General features: G+C 39.4%; 21 protein-coding genes. 8 read left to right on the forward strand and 13 right to left on the reverse strand.

Annotation, left to right across the window (positions count from 1 at the left end):
• Positions 1 to 11 precede the first annotated feature (11 nt).
• Together AC6CHV_RS10905 and AC6CHV_RS10910 are read left to right on the forward strand one after the other, a co-directional pair.
• Positions 12 to 2,321: a site-specific DNA-methyltransferase gene (locus AC6CHV_RS10905; protein WP_040303644.1), complete on the forward strand. Its 2,310-nt coding sequence runs from the start codon at positions 12 to 14 to the stop codon at positions 2,319 to 2,321.
• Positions 2,322 to 4,829, forward strand: coding sequence for a DEAD/DEAH box helicase family protein (locus AC6CHV_RS10910; protein ID WP_498078899.1), 2,508 nt, complete (start codon positions 2,322 to 2,324; stop codon positions 4,827 to 4,829).
• Positions 4,830 to 5,026: 197 nt separating this feature from the next.
• Here the strand turns inward: AC6CHV_RS10910 and rlmD are convergent, their stop codons facing one another.
• The 5 genes from rlmD to AC6CHV_RS10935 all read right to left on the reverse strand — a co-directional run bounded on the left by rlmD (position 5,027) and on the right by AC6CHV_RS10935 (position 8,436).
• Positions 5,027 to 6,421, reverse strand: a complete 1,395-nt coding sequence (rlmD, locus tag AC6CHV_RS10915; RefSeq protein WP_498078900.1) for a 23S rRNA (uracil(1939)-C(5))-methyltransferase RlmD — start codon at positions 6,419 to 6,421, stop codon at positions 5,027 to 5,029.
• Positions 6,422 to 6,434: 13 nt separating this feature from the next.
• On the reverse strand, positions 6,435 to 7,301 hold the full coding sequence (locus AC6CHV_RS10920) for a DNA-3-methyladenine glycosylase family protein (protein ID WP_121448726.1): 867 nt from the start codon (positions 7,299 to 7,301) through the stop codon (positions 6,435 to 6,437).
• A gap of 88 nt (positions 7,302 to 7,389) precedes the next feature.
• Entirely contained in the window at positions 7,390 to 7,701 is a 312-nt protein-coding gene (locus AC6CHV_RS10925; protein ID WP_121448727.1) for a cupin domain-containing protein, read from the reverse strand.
• A gap of 57 nt (positions 7,702 to 7,758) precedes the next feature.
• Positions 7,759 to 8,112, reverse strand: coding sequence for a DMT family transporter (locus AC6CHV_RS10930; RefSeq protein WP_121448728.1), 354 nt, complete (start codon positions 8,110 to 8,112; stop codon positions 7,759 to 7,761).
• Positions 8,113 to 8,436, reverse strand: a complete 324-nt coding sequence (locus tag AC6CHV_RS10935; RefSeq protein WP_121448729.1) for an SMR family transporter — start codon at positions 8,434 to 8,436, stop codon at positions 8,113 to 8,115. It lies immediately after the preceding gene.
• Between the two features lie 173 nt (positions 8,437 to 8,609).
• Between AC6CHV_RS10935 and AC6CHV_RS10940 the strand changes: the two genes are divergently transcribed.
• Together AC6CHV_RS10940 and AC6CHV_RS10945 are read left to right on the forward strand one after the other, a co-directional pair.
• The gene (locus AC6CHV_RS10940) at positions 8,610 to 9,122 is read left to right on the forward strand and encodes a DUF2269 domain-containing protein (RefSeq protein WP_498078901.1); all 513 of its coding nucleotides are present in this window, start codon (positions 8,610 to 8,612) and stop codon (positions 9,120 to 9,122) included.
• A 102-nt stretch (positions 9,123 to 9,224) separates the two neighbouring features.
• Positions 9,225 to 9,818, forward strand: a complete 594-nt coding sequence (locus AC6CHV_RS10945) for a lysozyme inhibitor LprI family protein (protein WP_498078902.1) — start codon at positions 9,225 to 9,227, stop codon at positions 9,816 to 9,818.
• Positions 9,819 to 9,986: 168 nt separating this feature from the next.
• Here AC6CHV_RS10945 and pdaA read toward each other — a convergent pair whose 3' ends face one another.
• From pdaA to AC6CHV_RS10960, 3 genes are all read right to left on the reverse strand, one after another.
• Positions 9,987 to 10,748: a delta-lactam-biosynthetic de-N-acetylase gene (gene pdaA, locus AC6CHV_RS10950; protein ID WP_498078920.1), complete on the reverse strand. Its 762-nt coding sequence runs from the start codon at positions 10,746 to 10,748 to the stop codon at positions 9,987 to 9,989.
• An 847-nt stretch (positions 10,749 to 11,595) separates the two neighbouring features.
• Positions 11,596 to 13,131, reverse strand: a complete 1,536-nt coding sequence (locus AC6CHV_RS10955) for a fumarate hydratase (protein WP_440272634.1) — start codon at positions 13,129 to 13,131, stop codon at positions 11,596 to 11,598.
• A gap of 146 nt (positions 13,132 to 13,277) precedes the next feature.
• A complete protein-coding gene (locus AC6CHV_RS10960; RefSeq protein WP_498078903.1) occupies positions 13,278 to 14,474 on the reverse strand; it encodes an MFS transporter in 1,197 nt (398 codons plus the stop codon).
• Positions 14,475 to 14,610: 136 nt separating this feature from the next.
• Between AC6CHV_RS10960 and AC6CHV_RS10965 the strand changes: the two genes are divergently transcribed.
• Positions 14,611 to 15,801 (forward strand): DUF4317 family protein, encoded by a 1,191-nt coding sequence (locus AC6CHV_RS10965; RefSeq protein WP_498078904.1) that lies wholly within the window; start codon positions 14,611 to 14,613, stop codon positions 15,799 to 15,801.
• A gap of 288 nt (positions 15,802 to 16,089) precedes the next feature.
• On the opposite strand, the gene AC6CHV_RS10970 is transcribed toward AC6CHV_RS10965, so the two are convergent.
• On the reverse strand, positions 16,090 to 16,278 hold the full coding sequence (locus AC6CHV_RS10970; protein WP_498078905.1) for an SE1561 family protein: 189 nt from the start codon (positions 16,276 to 16,278) through the stop codon (positions 16,090 to 16,092).
• Between the two features lie 133 nt (positions 16,279 to 16,411).
• Between AC6CHV_RS10970 and yfkAB the strand changes: the two genes are divergently transcribed.
• Positions 16,412 to 17,533, forward strand: coding sequence for a radical SAM/CxCxxxxC motif protein YfkAB (gene yfkAB / locus AC6CHV_RS10975; protein WP_498078906.1), 1,122 nt, complete (start codon positions 16,412 to 16,414; stop codon positions 17,531 to 17,533).
• A 51-nt stretch (positions 17,534 to 17,584) separates the two neighbouring features.
• On the opposite strand, the gene AC6CHV_RS10980 is transcribed toward yfkAB, so the two are convergent.
• From AC6CHV_RS10980 to AC6CHV_RS10995, 4 genes are all read right to left on the reverse strand, one after another.
• Positions 17,585 to 18,403, reverse strand: coding sequence for a YfkD famly protein (locus AC6CHV_RS10980; protein WP_121448737.1), 819 nt, complete (start codon positions 18,401 to 18,403; stop codon positions 17,585 to 17,587).
• A 530-nt stretch (positions 18,404 to 18,933) separates the two neighbouring features.
• Positions 18,934 to 19,563 (reverse strand): DUF6198 family protein, encoded by a 630-nt coding sequence (locus tag AC6CHV_RS10985; RefSeq protein WP_498078907.1) that lies wholly within the window; start codon positions 19,561 to 19,563, stop codon positions 18,934 to 18,936.
• A 329-nt stretch (positions 19,564 to 19,892) separates the two neighbouring features.
• Positions 19,893 to 20,957 (reverse strand): calcium/proton exchanger, encoded by a 1,065-nt coding sequence (gene cax / locus AC6CHV_RS10990; protein ID WP_440272640.1) that lies wholly within the window; start codon positions 20,955 to 20,957, stop codon positions 19,893 to 19,895.
• A 105-nt stretch (positions 20,958 to 21,062) separates the two neighbouring features.
• Positions 21,063 to 21,449, reverse strand: a complete 387-nt coding sequence (locus tag AC6CHV_RS10995) for an OsmC family protein (RefSeq protein ID WP_440272641.1) — start codon at positions 21,447 to 21,449, stop codon at positions 21,063 to 21,065.
• A 148-nt stretch (positions 21,450 to 21,597) separates the two neighbouring features.
• Between AC6CHV_RS10995 and AC6CHV_RS11000 the strand changes: the two genes are divergently transcribed.
• Positions 21,598 to 22,761 (forward strand): MFS transporter, encoded by a 1,164-nt coding sequence (locus tag AC6CHV_RS11000; protein WP_498078908.1) that lies wholly within the window; start codon positions 21,598 to 21,600, stop codon positions 22,759 to 22,761.
• Positions 22,762 to 22,990: 229 nt separating this feature from the next.
• Positions 22,991 to 23,137 (forward strand): BH0509 family protein, encoded by a 147-nt coding sequence (locus AC6CHV_RS11005; RefSeq protein WP_121448742.1) that lies wholly within the window; start codon positions 22,991 to 22,993, stop codon positions 23,135 to 23,137.
• The last annotated feature ends 196 nt before the right edge of the window (positions 23,138 to 23,333 follow it).

Genomic DNA, 23,333 nt, shown 5'->3' on the forward strand with positions numbered 1-23,333 from the left:
GATCAAAAGAAATGGCTGCAATTGATGATTTATTGCGCCAAATTCCGGACACTTCCTTGCGTAGCCGCTTGGAAGAGGAATTTGCCCGCATTTCAAAAAATAAAAAATTTGGACTTGTATTTGAGGAACATATCCCTGAATGCACTCCACTTTATGAGGTTTCTATCAAACGTGGCTCTACTGTTGCACAAAAAACAGGCCATATTAATAATGTATATACGGTGCTGAAATTAGATGGAGATACTGCCCTTTGTCGTAACAAAGCAACTGGTAATACTGAGAACATACCAATCACGGAGCTAGTTTCAGTTGCTCAATTTGGCGAGCCAATTTTCCCCACCCTCCAGCCTATTGATTCAGTTAAAAATGCACCTGATAGTAACTTATGGCATACAATCATTGAAGCAGACAATTATCATGCCCTTCAGTTACTGGAATATCTCTACCCTAAGAAGGTTGATTGTATTTATATTGACCCCCCATACAACACCGGTGCGCGGGATTGGAAATACAATAATAACTATGTTGATTCTAGTGACAACTGGCGACACAGTAAGTGGCTCTCAATGATGCAAAAGCGATTAAAGATTGCAAAAAGAATACTTGCTGATGATGGTGTTTTGATTACTACAATAGATGATAATGAATATGCGCATCTATGGGTTCTTCTTCATGAGATTTTTCCAAACCTAACTCATACTTGCGTAACCATTCAGCATAATCCCGGTGGAACTCAGGGTAAAAAATTCTCTGTAACTCACGAATATGCAATATTTTCATATTCAGCTGATAGTATTATTTACCGTAAACAGCATACTGGTGGCGATGTCTATAATCTAAGACGTTGGGGAAGTACCTCAGGTCGTTATGAAGGCGCAACATGTTTCTATCCCGTAATTTTAGACTCGAATTATAACATTATCGGTTTCGGTGATTTACTTGATAAGGAATTACATCCATCAGCACAAGTAGAACACAATGACGATGGTACCATTTATGTCTGGCCTATTGATAAAAATGGCATAGAAAAGAAATGGAGATATGGACGAGATACTGTAGAAACTGTTAGGGATCGAATGTATGTTGAAAGGCGAGGAGACCGAATAGAAGTAATTCTTCGTAGGGAAAGTGAACCACCTAAAACTGTCTGGACAGATCCGTTATGTAATGCAGAAGCCCACGGTACTGATATGATCAAGGCCATACTTGGTGGTGGCTTCTCATATCCCAAATCACTTTATGCAGTCCGCGAAGCGCTAACATTCGCAGTTTCGGGTAAGAAAGACGCATTGATTGTTGACTTCTTTGCAGGAAGTGGTACCACATTACACGCAGTAAATTTACTTAATGCTGAGGACAACGGAAACCGCCGCTGCATTTTAGTAACTAATAACGAAGTCTCAGATGATGAATCAAAAACCTTGAAAAAAAATGGCTATAAGCCCGGTGATATTGAATGGGAAAAACATGGAATATGTCGTGCTATAACTTGGCCTAGAACAAAGTATAGTATCCTTGGAAGACGTGATGATAGCTCTGTCTTAACGGGTGAGTACTTTACTACTCAGACTGTATCTGATGAAGTAGACCGTTCATTCTATCAGTTAAGTTTTGTCGATAACCCTACAGAATTAACAGCAGCTGCAAAAAAGCAAATTGTTTCTTTACTTCGAAATAAGGAAGGAAAGTCACAATTGCCGCAATCATTAGTAACCAAAGACTGTAAATTCATTGTTTCAAATAAACATACAGCATCAATTCTTTTTGATGTAAATGCAGTTGATGAGTGGTTATCTGCCATTGAAGAACAGGATCAAATATCAGACTTTTATATAGCCTCAAAATCGACTGCCATATTCAAGTCAATTAAGACACGTGTTTCAGAATTGCTAGGCCCCATTATTGTAACATCACAAGTTAAACGTCCAATGAGCGATGGTTTTCCTGCAAATGCTGAATACTTCAAGCTAGAATTCTTGGATAAAAATCTTGTTTCATTGGGCCAACAGTTCCACGAAATACTACCATTACTTTGGCTCAAATCTGGAGCTATTGGAAAGCGACCAGAAGTAAATTACAATGAAGAACCAGAGATGTTAATTCTTCCGCAAAATGGCTTTGCTATTTTAGTCGATGAAACACGGTTCGCAGAATTTGCCGAAAAGCTTTCTGAAGAGAACGGTATCCAAATGGTCTATTTTGTAACTAACTCCGAGGAAGCATTCCGTGAAATGGCTGCCGGAGTAAAAGTAAATAACACATATCAATTATATCGAGATTATATCGATAACTTTGTGTTAGGAAGCAGGAGGGATTCATAAATGAGAGATATATTATTTCCTTTTCAGGAAACAGCCCTTGGTGAACTGCATTCTGCAATTAAGGATGCTCATGCAGTATGGCGTGAAAATAAGCCTCAGATAATCTCGTTTTCCGCACCAACTGGTTCGGGAAAAACTATTATTATGACGACTCTTTTTGAAGAAATACTCTATGGTAATGAGGACAACATTGGAGATCCAGATTCAGTATTTGTTTGGCTTTCCGATTCACCAGAACTTAACGAGCAAACACGCTTAAAAATTGAAAGCAAATCAGATAAAATCCCTGTTAGGGACTTGGTAACTATTGATTCAAACTTTAGTGCCGAGTATTTCGAAGGTGGTCACGTTTATTTTCTAAATACACAAAAACTCGGTTCTGATAAGCTACTGACTTCATCATCTGATAAGCGGCAGTATTCCATATGGGAAACCCTTACTAATACTGCTAAACGGATTCCTAAAAAGTTTTATGTGGTGATAGATGAAGCACATAGGGGAACTTATACATCTGTGCAAGCAGAAAATAAGGCGCAATCTATCATGCAAAAATTCATTAAGGGTAGTGAAGATGACGGTCTTTGCGTCATGCCTTTAATTATAGGTGTGACTGCAACTCCTCAGAGATTTGATAACTTAATTGCCGGAACGACTTCAACGGTTCAAAAAGTCATCGTCCCTCCTGAGCAGGTTCGTGAGTCAGGTCTTTTGAAAGATAGAATTATTATTCACTATCCAGATATTCAATTTAATGCTGATATGACCATGTTTAAAGGGGCAATTGATAATTGGCGCAAAAAATGCACTCATTGGAAGACTTACTGTGAGCGCGAAGATGAAAAAATGATAAACCCTATTCTTGTTATTCAAGTTGATGATGGGAATGATCGTATAGCAACCCAAACCGATTTGGGGGCTTGCATCGATTTACTAGAAGAATCGCTGGGACGCAAATTACAGCCTGGAGAAGCAGTACATACTTTTAATGACCATGGCACACTTAAAGTACGTGATGTTGAAATTCAGCAAATTGAAGCATCCCGAATTCAAGAAGAAGAAAATGTGCTGATTGTGTTTTTCAAAATGAATCTTTCCACAGGTTGGGACTGCCCGCGAGCTGAAACGATGATGTCATTCCGCAGTGCCCAAGACTATACTTATATTGCTCAGTTGCTAGGACGTATGATACGTACACCTTTGGCAAGACGGATTTCTTCTGATGCTGAGCTTAATAGTGTCAGCCTATTTCTTCCATACTTTGATGAAGAAACAGTGAAGAATGTAGTTAATGCCCTGCGTGACAGTGAGGCTGCTATGCCTACCGAAACAGGCACTAGTAAAGAGCTTGTTACACTTGGACGAAACCTTGCCTATTCCGATGTATTTGAGGCAATGGATAACCTCATAACTTATCGGATAGATTCATCTCGAAAGCAGGCACCACTTAAATTATTAATACAGCTTTCACGTGCACTGACGATGGATGGTATTGACTTAGGGGCGCAGAAAGCTGTTAAAAATGCTGTTTTATCAAAAATGGATGGTGAGATTTCACGGATAAAAGAAAGTGGAGACTTTGACACTCGAGGGGCTTCAATTACTGGTTTTGCTCTCGGTACACTGATATTTGAATACGGAGACAATGCCTACTCCTTTGATGAAGAAACACAGACAATGACCATGTCCGATTTTGATATTTCCCGACATTTTGAGCAAGCTGGAAGGTTGTTGGGAGAGGGTTTACACAAGGAATATTGGATTCGTCATAGTACCCGAGACCATATTGATGTAAAAAAAGAAATCATCATTCTTACACATGATACTGATGCAATGGAAAGGATTAATGACTATGCTGAAGAAGAATTCATAACACTGTACGAAAACAACAAGCGATCCATTGCTAGACTTAGCGAGGCACGAAAGAATGTCTATGAAAGATTAACTAATGCTTCTGTACAACCGATATCTGTACCATGGATGTTACCAGATTCTATTGATTTTTCTAAACCAGATAATAGCAGTAAATTTGAGCAGCATCTTTATTGTTTAGAGGACGGCACATTTGAAACATCACTGAATCCATGGGAAAGCGGAGTTGTTACAGAAGAGCTTAACAATGGTGCTGTATGCTGGTTACGTAATCTTGACCGCAAAAAGTGGTCACTAGAAATCCCTTACGAAGTCAGCGGTGTCACCACTCCTATGTTCCCGGATTTAGTTATTGTTAGATCTGATGCACAAGGTTATGTTTTTGATATTTTAGAACCACACGATCCTAGCCGAAAAGACAATTATCCTAAGGCAGTGGGTTTAGCAAAATTCGCAGAGAAGCATTGGGATATATTTGGCAGGATTCAGCTCATTCGACTTAAAAAAGGTGTAGATGGTCGTGAACATTTCTATCGACTAGATATGGGAAAAACAACGATTAGGAATAAAGTTCGTGGCATAACATCAAACGAGGAACTGGATAGAATTTTCGATACAGATGCTGTACGAGAAGATTAAATAATACATCTATACTGTCTCCTCAACCCCAATAAAAAATCTAATCTATCAACTCGACCCTATCGTTTTCAGGGTAGTTGATATGTTTCCTCAAAGAATAAAAATGAGGGTTTCCCGACTTTAACATCCTCGGCAAAGTAGCCGTGAGCAAAGTTCAATGTCAGGAAACCCTTTATTTATCAGTGCTTTGAATAGCCTTATTTCTCCACCCGTGACATCAAGACAACACACTCAACGTGCGCCGTATGCGGAAACATATCCACCGGTTGCACATACTCCACCCGATAAAGCTTCGATAACACTTGAATATCCTTCGCCAATGTAGACGGATTACAAGATACATACACCATTTTCTTCGGTTTCACTTTTAACACAGTTTGCAAGAATTGATCGTCGCAGCCTGTGCGCGGTGGGTCGACGACGATGACGTCTGGGCGCCAGCCTTCGTTTACCCATTTTGGTAGGAGCTTTTCGGCTTTTCCTACGGCATAGGTGGCGTTTTGGAAGCCATGTTTTTTTGCATTTTTTCTTGCGTCTTCAATGGCTTCTGGGATGATTTCGATGCCGCGGATTTCTGCTGCCCCATCTGCCAGCCAGAGTCCGATTGTTCCTACTCCACAATAGGCATCGACGATTTTTTCCTTACCGGTTAATTGTGCTGCCTTTTTTACTTCATCATATAGTTTGACAGTTTGTTCCGGGTTCAGCTGGAAAAATGCACGTGCTGACAGTTCGAATGAAAGGTCTCCTAGGGTTTCTTGAATGACCTCATTCCCATGTAAATGAATCGATTCGTCTCCAAAAATGAGTGAAGTCTTTTGTCCATTGATGTTTTGGATGATTGATTTCACTTCTGGTAAACGTTTCGAGATTTCTTCTATTAATAATTGTTTACGTGGGATTTCCTTTTGAGCTGTAATTAAGACAACCTGAACCTCTCCAGACTGAACGCCTACTCGTGTAACGATTGTGCGGACAAGCCCTTTTCGAGTTCTTTCATTATAGATTGAGATTTTTAAATCTTGTAAGATCATTTTGACTGTTTGAGTGACCTTGCTTGTTGCAGGGTGTTGAATCATACAGTCAGCAATATCGATTAGCTTATGAGAATTAAGTCCATAAAGTCCCGCGATCACTTTTTGCTTATCCAGTCCTACCTGGAACTGACTTTTATTTCGATAGTTCCACGGGTTGACCATGCGAATCGTGTCCTTAATATTCAGCTTATCAATCGGCGTTTTACCGTAGCGCTCAAAAGCTTGAACGACAATGTCCCGCTTCTCATTCAATTGCTGACGATAGTCTAAGTGTTGCAGTTGGCAACCGCCACACAATTCGTAGATTGGACAAGGTGGCTTCACCCGATGCTCTGATTTTTTTCGGATTTTCTTAATCTTTCCTTCAGAGAATTTTGGATGGACCTTTGTTGCTTCAACGACTACCTCTTCACCCGGTAGTGCTCCCGGAACAAAGACGACCTGTCTTTTAAAATATCCGACACCTTCTCCGTTAATTCCGAGTCTTTTTATAGTAAGGGGAAATGTTTGTCCCACCTGTAATTTTGCTTGGTTTTCCTTTTGTTGTTTCATCATTACACACAACTTTCTATTCGATGCTTCGCCATAAGTACAGGGAGGCATAACTTAAGTATGGTTCCCACGGCTTGCTGTATTCTTCCATCTGTTCATAGGATGGCTTTTTCTCAAGATTGTATAATTTTTTGATGGCATTTTGGATTCCGATATCTGCCATCGGGAATAGATTGGGCCGTCCCAACGCAAATAATAGAAAATTTTCAGCGGTCCATTTTCCAACTCCACGGACTTTTACAAGCGTCTCTATGACTTTATCATCCGTTTTCGATTGGAGGTCATTAAGTGTTAGCTCTCCTGCTGCAATCAGTTTGGAGGTATCTATCACATATTCAGCCTTCCGACCACTAAATTGCAACTCTCTCAGATCTTCAACCGTTAACTCCGCTATTTTTTCAGGTCGAGGATGCACCCACATTCCCTCAATCTCTTCGCCAAATGTCGTTACAAACCGTGATGTCAATGTATAGGCAAATGTCATATTGAGTTGCTGATGGATGATACACTTCATCAAGCAAAAATATGGATCAAAGTCTAATACCAACGGTGTCCCGCGATGTTCTATGAAAATATCTCTGAGGTCTGTTTGTAAAAAATGATCCTGGATTTTATCTAACGGTACGTCCCATTGAAAAATGTGAGAAACATGTTGTAATGCCTGCTCCATTAAACCAGTTTGAGTACCAGTGACTACGAAAATTGGATTCTCCGTTGTTCCAGTTGCTTTTACCGTGATTACCACAGGTTCATTTTTTATATAAAATGGTACCTTCACGGAGCGTTCATCTTTATTTAAATCGATAAGTGGATTTATCGATAGCCGGTCTAGGACGCGATCGAAATTATATGGCGGCTGTACATGCACATTTTTCTCCCACATGGAAACCTACCTCAATTCAATAAGTGTTAAGACACATTATACCATTTGAGCACAAAAAAAATCCCCCTGCAAGCAAGAGGATTCCCTGTTATCTATTAAGTAGGTCTTCACGAAGCGGTGTAAATGCATCTAGTAAAATACCTTCTTCTAGTGCAACGACTCCATGTTTATGGTTTCCTGGAATAAAAATCGTTTCTCCTTGGGATACCGTTGTTTGTTCACCTTCAATTGTGAACTGGAAGCTTCCCTTCATGACGTACGTGAACTGTTCATGAGGATGGCTATGTTGGTAGCCTTCTGCCCCTTTTTCAAAGTGCACTTCCATCATCATCACTGATTCACCCGGAGGGAAAATTTTTCGTTTTACCCCTGGTTCTGCGTTTTCCCATTCTCCAACCATTTCCTTGTCCCCCTTACTATGTATTCCCTTACAATTATAAAAGGTAATGCTTCTTTATTAAAGTGCTTTAGCTTTCGATTCCTCAATTTCTTCGCTTTTCGAAGAATTTAATAAAATCACTCCACCGATAATCAAAATGATCCCTGCTAGTTTAAGAGTGCTAAAAACCTCTCCCCACACAAGGGCACCAATGACTGCCGTTAGTGCGGTTCCAACACCCGACCAAATTGCATACGCCAAACTTAACGGAAGGGTTTTTAAACATAAGGATAAGCAATAAAAGGCGAGTCCGTACCCAATGATGACACCGACTGAGGGGAAAAGTACAGTAAATCCCTCGGACATTTTAAGCATGGCTGTTGCAAAAATCTCACAAATAATTGAAATAGATAATGCAAAATATCCTCTCATTTAATGACCCCCTCCGACATTTAGTAAAATGACTCCACCGATGATTAAGAAGAATCCAAGGATTTTTTTCCGATCAACATGTTCCTTATAGATGATGATTCCGACTAATGCAGTTAGTGCTGTCCCTACTCCGGCCCAGATTGCATAAGCCATTCCAAGTGGTAAAGTTGTTAAAGAAAGTGATAAACCGTAGAATGCTAGACTGTATCCAACCATGACTCCTAAAGAAGGCAGGAACTTTTTGAATCCGTCTGTTGCTTTGAGCATCGAGCTGCCAAACACTTCACTAATAATCGCAAAAACCAAAAGGATGTATGGATTCATTGTGATTCCTCCTACCATAAAAAAGTCTCTTTCTCCATTTTACCTCCTCGGTCAAGTGTAGAAAATATAGGACCTCAGTTGTAGTGAAAGTTACGTCTGAGGCATATTTGTAAACGTTCCTCCTCGGCGTAAAATGAGTGATGTTGTTCAGTTAACACGGGAGGTATTGAAATATGAAAAAAATCGGACCTAAAGGGATGAAATGGTTAAAAATTATTCACGTTTTTCTAGTCGTGGTCTTTTTCGGAGGAATAATGAGCTCCCTTGCACTTAATATACATCTTGATTTCGCTAAGTTTGATGAGTCTTATTTGGGATATAAAAATATTGTAATCATTAGTGATCATATTGTTCGCTGGGGTGCGATCGGCACATTATTAGTGGGGCTCACCTATGGATTCTTTACAAACTGGGGATTTTTCAAACATCGATGGGTTGGCGTAAAATTCGTACTTTATTTAATTCAAACGATTGTTGGGATTTTTATTATAGACAAGCTCATGATCACGAATATGGAGCTCCTTGAAACCCAACGGGAATTAGCATTGACCAATCCCGAGTTCATTCAAAACCACTTATTGAGACAATATGCGGTCTATTTTCAAGTGGCAGTTACCATTTTTATTTTTATTATTTCGTACATTAAACCTTGGCGGAAGAAAAAAGTACCACAGAAAAAGAGCTGAATACTTACAGCTCTTTTATCGTTTTTGCGTTATAATTTGACGATACATGCATTTTTGTTAAAGTAGTTTACATAAAACAAATTTTTACAAGGAGTTTTTATCATGAAGAAGTTTTTACTGTTAACTGTCATATTAGGTTTGCTGGCTGCTTGTGCAAATACAGATAAGGAGACGAGTCTAACACCAGAAGAACCAACTAAGAACGAAGAAAATACTGCAGACTCAGAGAAAGCAGATCCAAATGAGACTGTTGAAGACACTGAAAAAAGTAACGAGGCAAGTACCACTGAGGAAAATGCTGATGCAGGGTCTACAGACACTAACGTCGAAGGGGAGACAGAAGACAGTCCTCTTAAGATCCAATATTTAAGTGAACTTGAAGCGATTGAGAAGGAAATCGAAAGCCAGCCTGAGGGAGAAACTCAAGTTGAGATGGATGAAATCGCGGCAGCAAATTATAAAGCCTGGGACGATGCGCTAAATAAAATCTGGAAAGAACTTGAGAAACAACTTCCGACTGAAGAAATGGATGAGTTACGTGAAGAACAACGCCGATGGATAAAATACAAATATAAAGCGGCAAGTGACGAAGCAGAACAGTACAAAGGTGGCACAATGGAGTCTTTAGTAAAAACAAACACACAGGCACAGGTCACCAAAGAAAGATGCTATGAATTAGTTGAAAAATATATGTAAAATAGAAAAGCGTAAGGCGCTCAGCTTTAGGCGACAAGCATAAGACAAGCGCTGACAGAAGGTGTCTTTTACCTTCCGATGCGATTGGCTTATGACCTCGAGCCGATGGCGCCTGAAGCTCGACATTAATAACTAAGGACTTAGACAAATTCTAAGTCCTTTTCCCATTTAATTCATGTTTAACAGTAGCTCTTCTTTAATGGATCTTTCAACCATTAGGTGATCTAAGCTTCGGAAAGTATACCCTTCCTCCCGTAAATCGTCGATAGCTTTACCAAGCGCTTCCGCATTGTCCCTTGATACTGTATGTAACAATAGAATTGCACCTGGATGAATTTGTCTCATGATGTTGTTATAGGCATACTCCCAACCTCTTTGATTATTGATATGCCAATCAACAAATGCAAGTGACCAGAATACATTTTGATAGCCCAAATCATTCGATAATGCTAAGGTACGTTCACTGAAAATGCCGCGCGGTGGTCGAAGATAGGCGACATCCTGCCCAGTCAGCCTTTTCGTTTCCTCCCTAACTGAATCTAACTCTTTTCGGAGTCGCTCGTCACTCACTCTTGTTAAATCCGGATGATACCATGAATGATTGCCAACAATATGTCCTTCCTTTGCCATTCGTTTGACGAGGTCGGACTGATCTTTTAGATAATGTCCGGTTACAAAGAATGTTGCAGGAACCTTTTTCTCTTTTAACACATCGAGAACTTTTTCGGTATAGCCATTTTCATAGCCATTGTCAAAGGTTAGATAGATATCTTTCTTAGTTGGGTCCCCAATATAAAATGCCCCATATTTTGCGAGTAGTTTATCATACTCCTCACCCGCTGATGCCGGTTCATGATTTTTGCTTTTTTTGAAGCCCCAATGGATGGGTGCATTTGAATAAGCTGCTGCTGCCTGGTGGGCACCAACCAATGAAAAGGTAACAGTTAAAAGAAGAAGTAAGCCCAAAAGCCTTTTCAAAAGTAAAACCTCCCAAACTCCGTTAGTAGTAGAGTTAGTTTTTACCACATTTAGGGAGTTCATGCACGAATACATTACCAAAAAGATTTTGTGGGTTAGTTGAATAAAATTTGTGGGGGCGGAGTTGTGTTGCTGGTTGGGTTTGCGGAACATGCTGGTGTGTATTTTTGGCCGAGCTTGTAGTGTGAGAATGTCTTGCAGGGCATGCCGGTGGCTATTTTGGTTTGAGTGTGTACCGCTAAAATAGTCTTGACGTACATGCTGGGGTATTTTTGATTGTAGCATGTACCGCGAAACTGATCTTGCGGGACATGCATGGGACTTTCGGCTTTGAGCGTGTACCGCTAAACTGGTCTTGCGGGACATGCTTGGGCATTTTAGGTTTGAGCGTGTACCGCTAAACCATTCTTAACATACATGCTTGAGCATTTTCGCTTTGAGCGTGTACCGCGAGCCTCATCTTGTCATACATTCCTAGGAGAAACCACTCTTAGCTTGTACTTTTAAAAAGGTTTTAACTATCATGCTCTTCCTATTTTGAGTGTGTATGCTCCACAAAACCATTTATAATTGTCTATTTTAATTTTTGATGAACGTTTTTTAGAAAATGCACTGTTGTGAACACTGCTGAGTGATACTAAGTGATATTTGTTCCCTATTCTCGAATAATTGTGCCCTATCTTACATTATTTCTGCCCTAAGTCTGATTAATTGTTCCCTAACTCCAATTATTTGTGCCCTAACCTCCAACCAACCTAAAAAACCCGCTACGCACAATGCGTAACGGGTACTTAATCAATTAAGCGAATACACGCTCTTTGAATTGTTCTAGTTTTTCTAATGAAGACTTGTCAACATCCTCGTGTAAGCTGTTGCCATGTGAATCCATGGTTACTACGGCAGTGAAACCTTCAACAGATAGATGCCACATTGCTTCAGGAATACCGAATTCCATGAGATCAACGCCATCGACTGACTTGATGCAGTCTGCATAATATTGTGCAGCTCCACCGATTGCATTTAGGTAAACTCCACCATGCTCCTTAAGTGCAGCTAGCGTTTTTGGTCCCATTCCGCCTTTACCGATTACAGCACGGATGCCAAACTTTTTCATGATGTCGCCTTGGTAAGGTTCCTCACGAATACTTGTTGTTGGGCCAGCAGCTTTTACGTGCCAGTTTCCATCTTCATCCTTAAGCATTACCGGACCACAGTGGTAAATGACTTGTCCATTTAGATCAACAGGTGCATCGTTTTCGGATAGATGTTTGTGGATAGCGTCACGACCTGTGAACATACGGCCGTTGATTTTAACCACGTCACCAACTTTTAATTCACGAATTTGCTCTTCAGTAATTGGAGCTTGAAGCACAACTTCACGAGTTTCTGATTTTACTTCTTGTACCTCTTCTTGTTCTTTAGAGAAGTCGATTTCCTCTCCTTCATTGTATAACCAATCTTTGATATCACCAGTTTCAGCATCAAGAGTGATACCTAGACGGCGATATGCCCAACAGTTATATGCAACAGATACGAAGAAGCTTGCTGGGATACGGTGCATAACGCCCACTTTACAACCAAGTAGAGTGGTTTCGCCGCCGAAGCCCATTGTTCCGATGCCAAGCTTGTTTGCATTTTCCATTACGTATTCTTCGAGTTTGCGAAGATCTTCGTTTGGATTGACATCTTCAACAGAGCGGAAAAGTTGTTCTTTTGCTAATTCATAGCCAGATGTACGGTCCCCACCGATTCCAACGCCGATGAATCCAGCACTACAGCCTTGTCCTTGTGCTTGGTACACAGAGTGCATGATACACTTACGAATACCGTCTAAGTCACGGCCCGCACGACCAAGTCCTTCTAATTCACATGGTAAGCTGTATTGAATGTTTTTGTTTTCACAGCCGCCACCCTTTAAAATAAGGCGAACATCGATGTAGTCTTTTTCCCATTGTTCAAACTTAATAACCGGAACACCTTCACCAAGATTATCCCCGCTGTTTTTACCAGTTAATGAATCAACTGAGTTTGGACGAAGCTTTCCGTCTTTAGTCGCTTCCACAATGGCTGCACGAATCGCAGCTTTGATTTTTAATTGGTTCACTCCAACAGGAGTTTTCACTTTGAAAGTTGGTAGACCTGTATCTTGACAGATTGGTGATACATTTACGTCTGCCATTGAAATATTATTGGTGATGGTTGAAAGAGACATAGCAGCACGAGTACCCGCACTTTCACTCGCTTTTGCGCGAGCAACCGCTCTACGTACATCCTTTGGAAGTCTTGTTGATGTCTCTACAATTAACTTGTACATACTTTGTTGTAGCTTATCCATCTGTATTCCCCTTTCCCTTATATCCCCATTTTTATACATGTTATTTATAATCCAATTTTCATTATACCCCTATCTAATTTTTTCGGGAAGGGATTTGCAAACGATTCCAGATTTTATCTTACCGGAATCGTTGCAACCTGAGGTTTTTATTTTATAAGGTTCACTCCTATCAAACCGAAGACTGAAAAAATCAAAGGAATGATAAAGCCATAATAATATCCAAAGGTAACGTGGTCTAACACAACACCGAAAATGGCCGGAAGCAATACGGCACTTAAAAAACCACCCGTGTTCGCAAATCCAGAAACCATACCAGATTCACTTGTTGGGAACGTTTGGCGAACAACGGCAAAGGTTAGAGAATTTGAACCGAACGAAAATCCGATAATAAAGAAAAGTGAAATGAGCAAGAATAATGGGGGTCCCTCTCTGAAAACAAGAAAAGTAGACCAACATAACACCGTGACAATATGAAAAAAGATATAAGGTCGTTTGATTAATCCTAATCGACTTGAGATCCAGCCAATTAACGGTGCACCCATTAGCGCGCCAATCAGACTAAACATAATAAGCTGGCTTGCTTCCAATCGTGTCAAGCCATACATATCCATTCCATAAGGTACTGCCCACGAACCTATAAAACCTAAATACCCTCCAACAAGCCCAAAGTGACATAAGAACAAAGCCCATGCCTGCCGATTGGTAAAAATTCGTCGGAGTAACACTGATGTTTTTTCACGCTGAACCTTTTTTTTCTCTATCATCGGGTGGCCAGGCTTTTTGACAAGTACAATGTAAAGAAAAATCCCACACAAGCAAAGTAGAATTCCCCCTGAGAGAAAAGCGCCTCGCCAACCTAGTAAAACAATTAATGCTGAAAAAGGGACAGTTGCCATTAAGAAACCAAGGCTACCTGTCATGCCTGCGACACCAATTAGCCGGGTAAATTCTCTTTCATTAAACCATCTGCTTAAAATTAGTACTAAGTTCACCCAAATGGTTGCATCCCCTATCCCAGTTAGGATTCTTGCAAAAAAGAGGACGACTTCATGGGTTCCCAAGCTGTAAATGATGGTTCCAACGCCTGTAAGGATGGCGCCTAGTATCAGAAAAAAGTTTGGTCCATATCGATCCGCCAAGATACCCATTGGCATTTGTAGACCTGTGTACACAAAAAATTGGATACTCGTGAGTAGTCCAATCGTGGTAGCTGTTACTTGAAAATCCGTCATCAGTTGGTCTGTAATCAATCCTGGTGCGGTTCGCTGACTTGACATGACCACATACGTAAACAAAACAGAAGCAAAAATAACCCATCTAAATTTACTAGTTTGTATGCCCAATGATATCTTCCCCTGTTTGCTTTTTACCTTATATATATGGGTTTTCATACCGGTAGTGCTCATACATAAATGAAAAAATCAATCATTACAATTTTTGAAGCCAACATGTATAATCAGAAAATGGGAGTTGAGATTAGTGAATAAAAAAGATATCGCAAACATCCGAAAGCAATTTAAGTTAAATAATCAATACTTAAACATCAAAGAAATTTTCAATGTATATGTTAAAAAAGAATCCAATGAGATTTATCATCATATTTGCCAGCCATTCGAGCTACTTGAGCAGGAAGCGCAAGAATTGTTTTTAGATAACTTTAAAAAGACATTAGCAGGTCAACTTGATACAAAGCTGTTTGAATTAAAGTTCCAGCATGGTGTGGAGAATAGCACACGCGACCTTCTGTACGACGGACTACAAATGGAGGACACCGAAGAATGGTTGGAGCAAATGCTACAAATCGTGGAGAAAATGTACGCCCATAAGGTTTACGAGTTTGACACTGTAGTGACATTCATCCGTGCCGAATACCGTAAGCCAACTCGAAAACGTGACCCAGAATCTGAGATTGGCGGCTCTGATGAGGTTTATTTTAGCCCGCTCATTCTTTGCAGTGTGAATAAAATGGACCAACCGAAAAAGTCATTGGTTTTTGACTATATTGAAAGAACATTTAAACCAAATACTGAGCTGGACCCAGTAATAAATCTGACTGCTCCGTTAACGGGTTTTCTTTTTCCAGCCTTTAACGACAATGCAGCGGACGTAAATCATATCCTTTATGCATCTGGAAAGGCGAATGAGCCTAGCTATACATTTATTTCCGATGTATTGAATTGTGAAGATATCATGACAGCGGAAGATGATAAAATCGGCTTTGAAATGATCTTGAAAAATGTCATTGGGGACAAGGTAGAATCTGAGGTTATCTCGAACGTATATGAAGAAATCGACCGCTTCGTTCAAGAAAAAGAAGAAGAGGAACAGGAAGAAAGCGAACCACCGATGATCAACTACCAAGACGTTGAGCGCATCTTAAAGGTGAGCGGCGTAGAAAATGTGGACACAGTAAAGGTGGAACATGCTTTTAAAAGTGTAGTCGATGATGAGCGTCATGAATTCAAAGCAGCGAATCTCGTTCCAAAATCAATCAAAATCAACACCAAAGTAGCTAAGCTTACACTCGGTCCAAAAGACCTCAGATACGTCAAATACATTATGTACCAAGGCAAGCGTTGTTTGCTATTGGAAATTGATGAAGACGTTGTTGTAGAAGGATTGACTTTGGAGACGAAGAACCAAGGGCACCCCGAGGACGGTTCCATATAAGGCGTATGTAACAGTGGATTTTCTTAAATCCACTGTTTTTTATATACACCGTTTCGATTCGCTTGCGTTACCCTTCACTCCTTCTCACTCGACAATCGGGCACGATCCACACCCTTGCGTTACCTTTCGCTCCTTCTCGCTCAACAATCGGGCACGATTCACACCCTTACTTTTCCCACCTTCTCACTCGAAGATCGGGCATGATTCGATGTTTTTTTGCTTTCCTTAAGTCAGTCCATTCAAAAACAATCAAACGCCCAGCACGAATGCTGAGCGTCCTTCAATCTTTTATTCTTTCCAATCCTTTTTAAATCGTTCGTATTTTCCTTCCAAGTCATCGAGCATTCCAATTAGACGGTCGATGTCTTCTAGATCAGTTGATTCAGGGTCCATCGAATCAATTACCTCTAAAAACATATTTAGTCGATTTTTTAAATAGGTTATTTGTAAGTCCTTATCTTGAATTGCGTTTCCCAAGTGACAACGTTCCTTTCATTTTCCGATATCTTTTTATCTTAGTAAAAGATGTTTGCATTGACAACTATTATTCTTTTCAATACAATGCCTATGGCGATTTGTGATTTAACAAATCTGAATAAAGGAGTTACATATGTCAAAATTACAATCTTCTATTCGAATTTCTCCCGCACATGACCCGTGGGAGGCTTATTTAGATGTTGAGCAATATGGCTCAATGCAACTTACCAATATTGAATTTACAACGACCTATCTCTGTAACATGAGATGCGAGCATTGTGCGGTTGGCTACACATTACAACCAAAGGATCCAAATACTTTACCAATCGATTTATTGTTAAAACGCCTAGATGAAATTCCGAAGCTTCGGTCCTTAAGTATCACAGGTGGCGAACCAATGCTATCAACGAAATCTGTTGCGAATTATGTGGTTCCTCTTCTTAAGTATGCCCATGAAAGAAGGGTTCGTACTCAAATCAATTCAAATCTCACGCTGGATCTCGCGCGGTATGAAAAAATTGTTCCTTATTTAGATGTGCTTCATATTTCACATAACTGGGGAACGGTCGATGATTTTGTTGAAGGTGGATTTGCGATGATGGAGAAAAAGCCATCATTTGAACAGCGCGAACGTTATTTTCAGCGAATGATTGAAAATAGTAAAGCTTTATCGAGAGCTGGAGTGATGGTTGCTGCAGAAACCATGTTAAATAAACGTACTCTACCACATTTAGAAACAATTCATAAACAAATTGTGGAGGAAATGGAGTGTGGCCGACATGAGGTGCATCCTATGTACCCAAGCGATTTTGCAAGCAATCTAGAGGTGCTGTCACTTGAAGAAATTAGGAGCGCCATTCATCAACTCCTTGATATTCGCAATGAGGATGTGTGGATGTTGTTTGGCACCTTGCCATTTTATCCGTGCAGTCACAATGAGGATGATCTTACTTTACTAAAGAGACTTTATTCAAGTAAAAATGTAACAGTTCGTAATGACCCCGATGGTCGCTCTCGATTGAATGTGAATATTTTCAACGGGGATATTATCGTAACTGATTTCGGAGACACTCCTCCACTGGGTAATATCCAAACAACCTCTCTACAAGATGCATATGACAATTGGTCACAAACAAAAATCGCGAAAGAAATTAGTTGCCACTGCCCTGCAGTGAAATGCCTTGGGCCTAATATTCTTGTGAAAAATGCGTATTACAAAGAGGATGACTTTACAAAACGGAGTACAAATCTATAAAAAATTCGGGCGCAGAGTGTCGCCCGAATTTTTTTATCCCGTCTTAACGGTTTATCTTGGGGTGTCTGATACGAGGAAACCATAGGAAACGTGGTCTTGGACTGGAATCCATGCACCGATTCCTTGATGAGTCACATTTTTAACAACGATTGATTTTTTGCTTCCTTTTAGAACGAGATAAACCTCACCATATGTAACCTTCCCCTTTTCGTTAACGGCTGGCGCATAGGCATATAAGTATCCTAGCTTTTTCGGGGGTACATTATAGATTTGATCTTTTTTCGTTCCTCCACCAATAATCGTTTTAAAGGAAAGTGGAAGCTTCGACTTTTTCGCAGCCTCAATCAGCATCATTTTCTTTACATCTTCAGCATCTTGAATCTCCGCTGTTAGTCCACCTTTGACAAACTTTTGCATTTCCTGTTTGTAGTGGATTTTATATGGAGTCTTTCCACCACGATTGTCATAATAATTCGTATTGATTTTTTCATATTCCCAATTCGTGCTTGTTTCAGACGATTCATAGTTCAGTGGCCATTGGCCTAAATAAATCGTTGCGCGATACCCAACCGCTAGAGGTGTCGTCTGAATTGCCGACTCATTTAAGATACGAATGAGATCTGGATTTTCGATTTCTACATCAGCACTCTTAATAAGCTCTTTTGTGAGCTTACTTGGTTGTAGGTATGGCAAATCCTGCGTTGGATTCGGGTACGTATTATCTTGTGATATGTCTAAAACAGAACTAGGAATTTTGAATTTATCTGCTTTATTACCCTTTGACTTTTCGGTACCTTCCGCCATCGCTGTTCCTGCAACAAAACTAAACATAAAAATGGCGGCAACTATAAAATGAAAATATCGTTTCATAGATCGGTACTCCTTTCCTTAGCTTTGTGATTAGTTTTTTCGAAGTATTTGCGGATTATCCATCCTTTTATTAGAAATTTCTCGGAACAAATGAATAGCACGAAAATGGCATACTAAAAGGCCTTCCGTTTTTACCGGAAGGCCCACTAACTATTCTTTGCTTTCAATCTAGATATCGGACATATGTTTGAATATATCGGACACAGTTGATAAGATATCGGACTTTGAGCACATTTTATCGGACATAAATCAAATTATTTCGGACATAAACCCCAATTTATCGGACAAATCGAGGTTTACTCCATTATAAAAGCCTTCCGGTTCACAGGAAGGCCGACTAACTATTCTTTGCTTTCAATCTAGATATCGGACATATATTTGAATATATCGGACAAAGTTGATAAGATATCGGACATTGGGCACATTTTATCGGACATAAATCAGATTATTTCGGACATAAACCCCAATTTATCGGACAAAGCCAGACCTGCCTTAATATAAAAGCCTTCCGGTTCACCCGGAAGGCCCGACTAACTAATTTTCGGTTTTATCCTGGAACCGAAGCCCTTTTCCATCAACCTTTCACAATGTGGATAGAAGAATTGGATAATCGGTCCAATTCCGAAGGTAACAACCAAGGTTCCAATGCCAATTGGTCCTCCAAACAAAAGAGCCAACACTAAGCCTGTCGCCTCACCAATTGTTTTTGAAATCCCAAATCTCAACTTAAATCGTTTGCTAATTGCGAGCATTAGATTATCGAGCGGTGACAGTGGAAACTTAGCTTGCAGGTAAATGGCTATCCCAAGTGATGCGATTACTAACCCTCCTAACAAAACAAGTGCCTTCAGGACGAGTCCTTCCAAATTCCATTCATCTAGTGCAACTAATAACCAAAAGTCTATAAAAAAGCCAATTAAAATGATAGTTCCAATTGATAAGTATGCTGGCCGTTCTTTAAGTAATAACGCATTTAAAAGCATAACAAAAATACCAACAATTATAACCCAATTTCCTACAGTGAGGCCGATTGTTTCTGAAAGTCCAACATTGAGTGCGTCCCATGCTCCAGCCCCAATATCTGCAATGATCATTAAACTGATTCCCAGTGCTAGAACAAATAACCCAACGCAAAAGAATAAGATTCGCCGTGTGATCATGAATGAGCTCCCTAAAGGTTAAATTTTTTATAAAAAATTAGTTTAAACATTGGATTTTATTATAATCAACTTAATAAAATTTATCGATATTTTTTCATTTTTTTAAAATTAAATTGAATATTTTTAATGTTATGTAAATATTATTAAGTATACCTTAAATGAAGGAGGGATAAGGAGACCATACCTTAATGGAGGGGGTATGCTATCGAGTTGCCGGACGATGAGAACACCATTGAAAAAAAGTTAAGTTATCCCTTAAAAAGTACTTAGAAGATTAAAACAACACCAAACGACTCTGTGTGGAGGTTCTACACAGAGTCGTTTTTTTCTTATAATAAATAAAATCCAATTCCCATAATGGCGTATGCAGCTAAGAGAGTGCCACCTTCGAACCAGTTCGTTTCACCATCATTTGTTAGTGCAATAGTTAAGAATACTGCTGTTATCATAGAAATAAGTTCTGGCATCGAGAAAACAAGTGACATTTGTGTGTCAAGGAATAATGAAATCAATACCAGTAACGGCGCAACAAACATCGCTACCTGTAATGTTGAACCAATTGCAATCTCAATAGCAACATTCATTTTATTTTTATAAGCCATCATAACGGCTGATGCATGCTCAGCAGCATTTCCGACAATTGCCACAATAATAATCCCGATAAAAATTTCACTCCAACCGAACGCTTCCGCCACGATATCAAAGGTATGAACGAGGTTTTCAGACACATACCCTACCGCAATCGTTGACAGCGCCAAGATAATTAACGCCTTCCATTTTCCCCACTCAGGTTCTTCATGCTCTGCATTTTCTCTTTCGACCTGTTCCGAATCTTCCTGATAAATGCCTCGATGTGAAACGAGCTTAAAGAAAAGCCCAGCTAAGTATAACATGATTAAAATAATTGATATTCCGACACTTAATGTAAATGTATCTCTATCATTCATGTCCATTGAAAAAACTTCTGGAATAACAAAGGCAAGTATGACAGAAAAAATTAATAGCCCTGAATTGTGCCGCGCATCATGTACACTAAATTTCTGCCTTTTAAACTTAATACCTCCCACTAAAAAGGAAAGACCCCCTACTAGTAATAGGTTACCAAGCACTGAACCAGTTAGTGATGCAAGCACAACTGTGACAAGCCCCGCTTTTAAAGCAAAGATAGAAATAATAAGTTCAACGGCATTTCCAAAAGTTGCGTTTAACAAACCACCAATTCGTGGACCAGCAATAATGGCAAGGCTTTCCGTCGCTCTTCCCATAAATCCAGCCAAAGCGATAATGGTTAAACAGTACACAATAAACATGATGACAGCTGGCCAATGCAGCAGACTTCCAATGATTGATAAAGGTACACCGATAATCACCATAATCAAGAAGATTCGATTCATAGGAACACTACCCTTCTTTTAACTTAGCGAAACGAAAATTTAAAAAACTACGCCCATAATTAGCGTAGTTTTTATCTTTAAAAATTATGTTCTATTTAAGTATTTTTATGCATCCACAATCTCAAATGTTTCAATAATGTCGATGCTTCCCTCTACGGATTGGGCGATCGGACAATTTCGATGAGCAACTTCAATCGAACGCTGGATTTTCTGTTCAGCTAAATCTTTTCCTTTTATCACATAGTGAATGTACACTTTCTCGACCCGGTTCGCATGAGCCTCATTGCGCTCCACTTCAGTTTTAATGGTGATATCCTCTACCTGCATTCTCTTTTTTTCAAGGACCTTGCGAAGTGTTCCCCCACTGCAAACTGCGATAGACGAAACGAGAAGCTGATATGGTCGAAACCCATATGCCTCGTCTCCTGCAACTTGTAACTTACCAAATTCAACATCTGTATAAAAGCCGACTTCTTGCATCTTAAAAATCATGGAAAGTTCCCCCTGTCTTTGTCTGATATCTTTAGTTTACTCAAATTCTCCTAAGAATGAAAAGAAAAGAGAATCATTCTTTTCCATTTCCAACCCCTGATTAATTTTGTATCATTAGATTGTGAAATGAAACTGGGGGAAATACAACATGAAATTAAGGTTTTGGATATTAGTTAGTATTGTTGCAGTTTCTGGGTTTAGCCAGGGTATGCTGCTTCCTTTAATTGCGGTTATTTTTGAAAATAACGGAATGTCATCTACTTTAAATGGATTAAATGCAACTGCACTATATATTGGTATATTACTTGTTTCGCCATTTATGGAGTATCCGTTAAGGAAATATGGCTACAAACCAGTCATTCTATTTGGAGGATTGCTCGTTGTCGTGGCACTTGCCATGTTCCCATTATGGAAATCATTCTGGTTCTGGTTTGTACTAAGACTCTTGATCGGAATTGGGGATCACTCCTTGCATTTTGGAACACAAACATGGATTACATCATTTTCTCCTGAAAATAAGCGTGGAAGAAACATTTCCTTATACGGATTATTCTTTGGGCTTGGCTTTGCAACTGGTCCGTTAATGACACCTTTGGTTAATATTAATGAAACCCTGCCATTTATTCTATCTTCTGTCCTTTGTTTAATTGGTTGGTTCTTTTTATTTCTACTAAATAATGAGTTTCCGGAACAGGATTTAGGGGTGAATTCATTTAGAGAGACATTCAATCGTTTTTCTAAAGCCTGGAAATATGCATGGGTTGCCTTTCTACCGCCAATGGCTTATGGCTTTCTTGAGTCCTCTCTTAACGGAAGCTTCCCGGTTTATGGATTACGGATTGATTTAAATGTGGGATTTGTTTCAATTCTACTAACTTCATTTGCGCTCGGTAGCATCATTACCCAGCTTCCATTGGGAATTCTAAGTGATAAGTTTGGTCGAAGAACTATTTTAATGATTGTACTGTTTTTAGGATTTTTAAGTTTTACCATTGCAAGCTTCCTTGAGCATTCTCATGTCGGACTTTGGCTCTGCATTACGTTTGCAGGAATGGCAGTTGGATCAACGTTCTCACTTGGAATCTCTTATATGACAGACTTAATGCCAAAGAATTTATTGCCTACAGGAAACCTTCTATGTGGCGTTTTCTTTAGCATCGGAAGCCTTGTTGGACCGTTTGTTGGTGGACTGTTTATCCAATTCTTTGAAAGTATCAGCTTTTTCAATGTCATAGGTACGATTCTGTTTTTAATATTTATCATTCTCTCTGTCTTTGGTACGAGGACGGCAACCAAAACTGTTGAAAATTGACTTCCTTTTTAGGGAGTCTTTTTTATTATCTAGCTCAAGGCGCCATCGGATCGAGGTCATAGGCCAATCGTTAGGCACCTGAGCTATTATTGTTTTTCTATGATTTTCTGCCTATTTTTCAGAATCTTATTGACGCTTTTTGAAAATCTGTTATATAATACATTATAAATTAATATACTGTTCTAAAACAGATGTATTGAACGAAAATTAATTTAAGGGGATGATTGTAATGAGTAGGCAAGAGCGCAAAAACATGATGGAGTTTATTGAGAAAGTTAGGGGAATTACTAAAACGGAGCTTATGTATATGACCGATGCAGATATCGAGCATATCTATAACACCACCTATTTTCACTATGAGGAAATCGCAGAATAAAAAGATGAACAACTCGTCATTCGTTGGCGAGTTGTTTTTTTATGAACTTGTAAGCTTATTTAAAATTATTATAAAAAACACTTTTAAAAATTGGGTAGTGTGTTATAATTAATAATAATTATAAAGTAAAAATCAATTAAATTAGCAACTGCTATCGAAAAGATTGCAGTTTTCTTGTTTAAATGGCCAATTGATT

It is taken from the genome of Ferdinandcohnia sp. GQ5 (assembly GCF_059759275.1).

What these genes read in the sequence shown, in the direction of transcription:
- AC6CHV_RS10905 (WP_040303644.1), top strand. Translation starts at nt 12, where the DNA reads ATGGCTGCAATTGATGATTTATTGCGCCAAATTCCGGACACTTCCTTG.
- AC6CHV_RS10910 (WP_498078899.1), top strand. Translation starts at nt 2,322, where the DNA reads ATGAGAGATATATTATTTCCTTTTCAGGAAACAGCCCTTGGTGAACTG.
- rlmD (WP_498078900.1), bottom strand. Translation starts at nt 6,421, where the DNA reads ATGATGAAACAACAAAAGGAAAACCAAGCAAAATTACAGGTGGGACAA.
- AC6CHV_RS10920 (WP_121448726.1), bottom strand. Translation starts at nt 7,301, where the DNA reads ATGTGGGAGAAAAATGTGCATGTACAGCCGCCATATAATTTCGATCGC.
- AC6CHV_RS10925 (WP_121448727.1), bottom strand. Translation starts at nt 7,701, where the DNA reads ATGGTTGGAGAATGGGAAAACGCAGAACCAGGGGTAAAACGAAAAATT.
- AC6CHV_RS10930 (WP_121448728.1), bottom strand. Translation starts at nt 8,112, where the DNA reads ATGAGAGGATATTTTGCATTATCTATTTCAATTATTTGTGAGATTTTT.
- AC6CHV_RS10935 (WP_121448729.1), bottom strand. Translation starts at nt 8,436, where the DNA reads ATGAATCCATACATCCTTTTGGTTTTTGCGATTATTAGTGAAGTGTTT.
- AC6CHV_RS10940 (WP_498078901.1), top strand. Translation starts at nt 8,610, where the DNA reads ATGAAAAAAATCGGACCTAAAGGGATGAAATGGTTAAAAATTATTCAC.
- AC6CHV_RS10945 (WP_498078902.1), top strand. Translation starts at nt 9,225, where the DNA reads ATGAAGAAGTTTTTACTGTTAACTGTCATATTAGGTTTGCTGGCTGCT.
- AC6CHV_RS10955 (WP_440272634.1), bottom strand. Translation starts at nt 13,131, where the DNA reads ATGGATAAGCTACAACAAAGTATGTACAAGTTAATTGTAGAGACATCA.
- yfkAB (WP_498078906.1), top strand. Translation starts at nt 16,412, where the DNA reads ATGTCAAAATTACAATCTTCTATTCGAATTTCTCCCGCACATGACCCG.
- AC6CHV_RS10980 (WP_121448737.1), bottom strand. Translation starts at nt 18,403, where the DNA reads ATGAAACGATATTTTCATTTTATAGTTGCCGCCATTTTTATGTTTAGT.
- AC6CHV_RS10985 (WP_498078907.1), bottom strand. Translation starts at nt 19,563, where the DNA reads ATGATCACACGGCGAATCTTATTCTTTTGCGTTGGGTTATTTGTTCTA.
- cax (WP_440272640.1), bottom strand. Translation starts at nt 20,957, where the DNA reads ATGAATCGAATCTTCTTGATTATGGTGATTATCGGTGTACCTTTATCA.
- AC6CHV_RS10995 (WP_440272641.1), bottom strand. Translation starts at nt 21,449, where the DNA reads ATGATTTTTAAGATGCAAGAAGTCGGCTTTTATACAGATGTTGAATTT.
- AC6CHV_RS11000 (WP_498078908.1), top strand. Translation starts at nt 21,598, where the DNA reads ATGAAATTAAGGTTTTGGATATTAGTTAGTATTGTTGCAGTTTCTGGG.
- AC6CHV_RS11005 (WP_121448742.1), top strand. Translation starts at nt 22,991, where the DNA reads ATGAGTAGGCAAGAGCGCAAAAACATGATGGAGTTTATTGAGAAAGTT.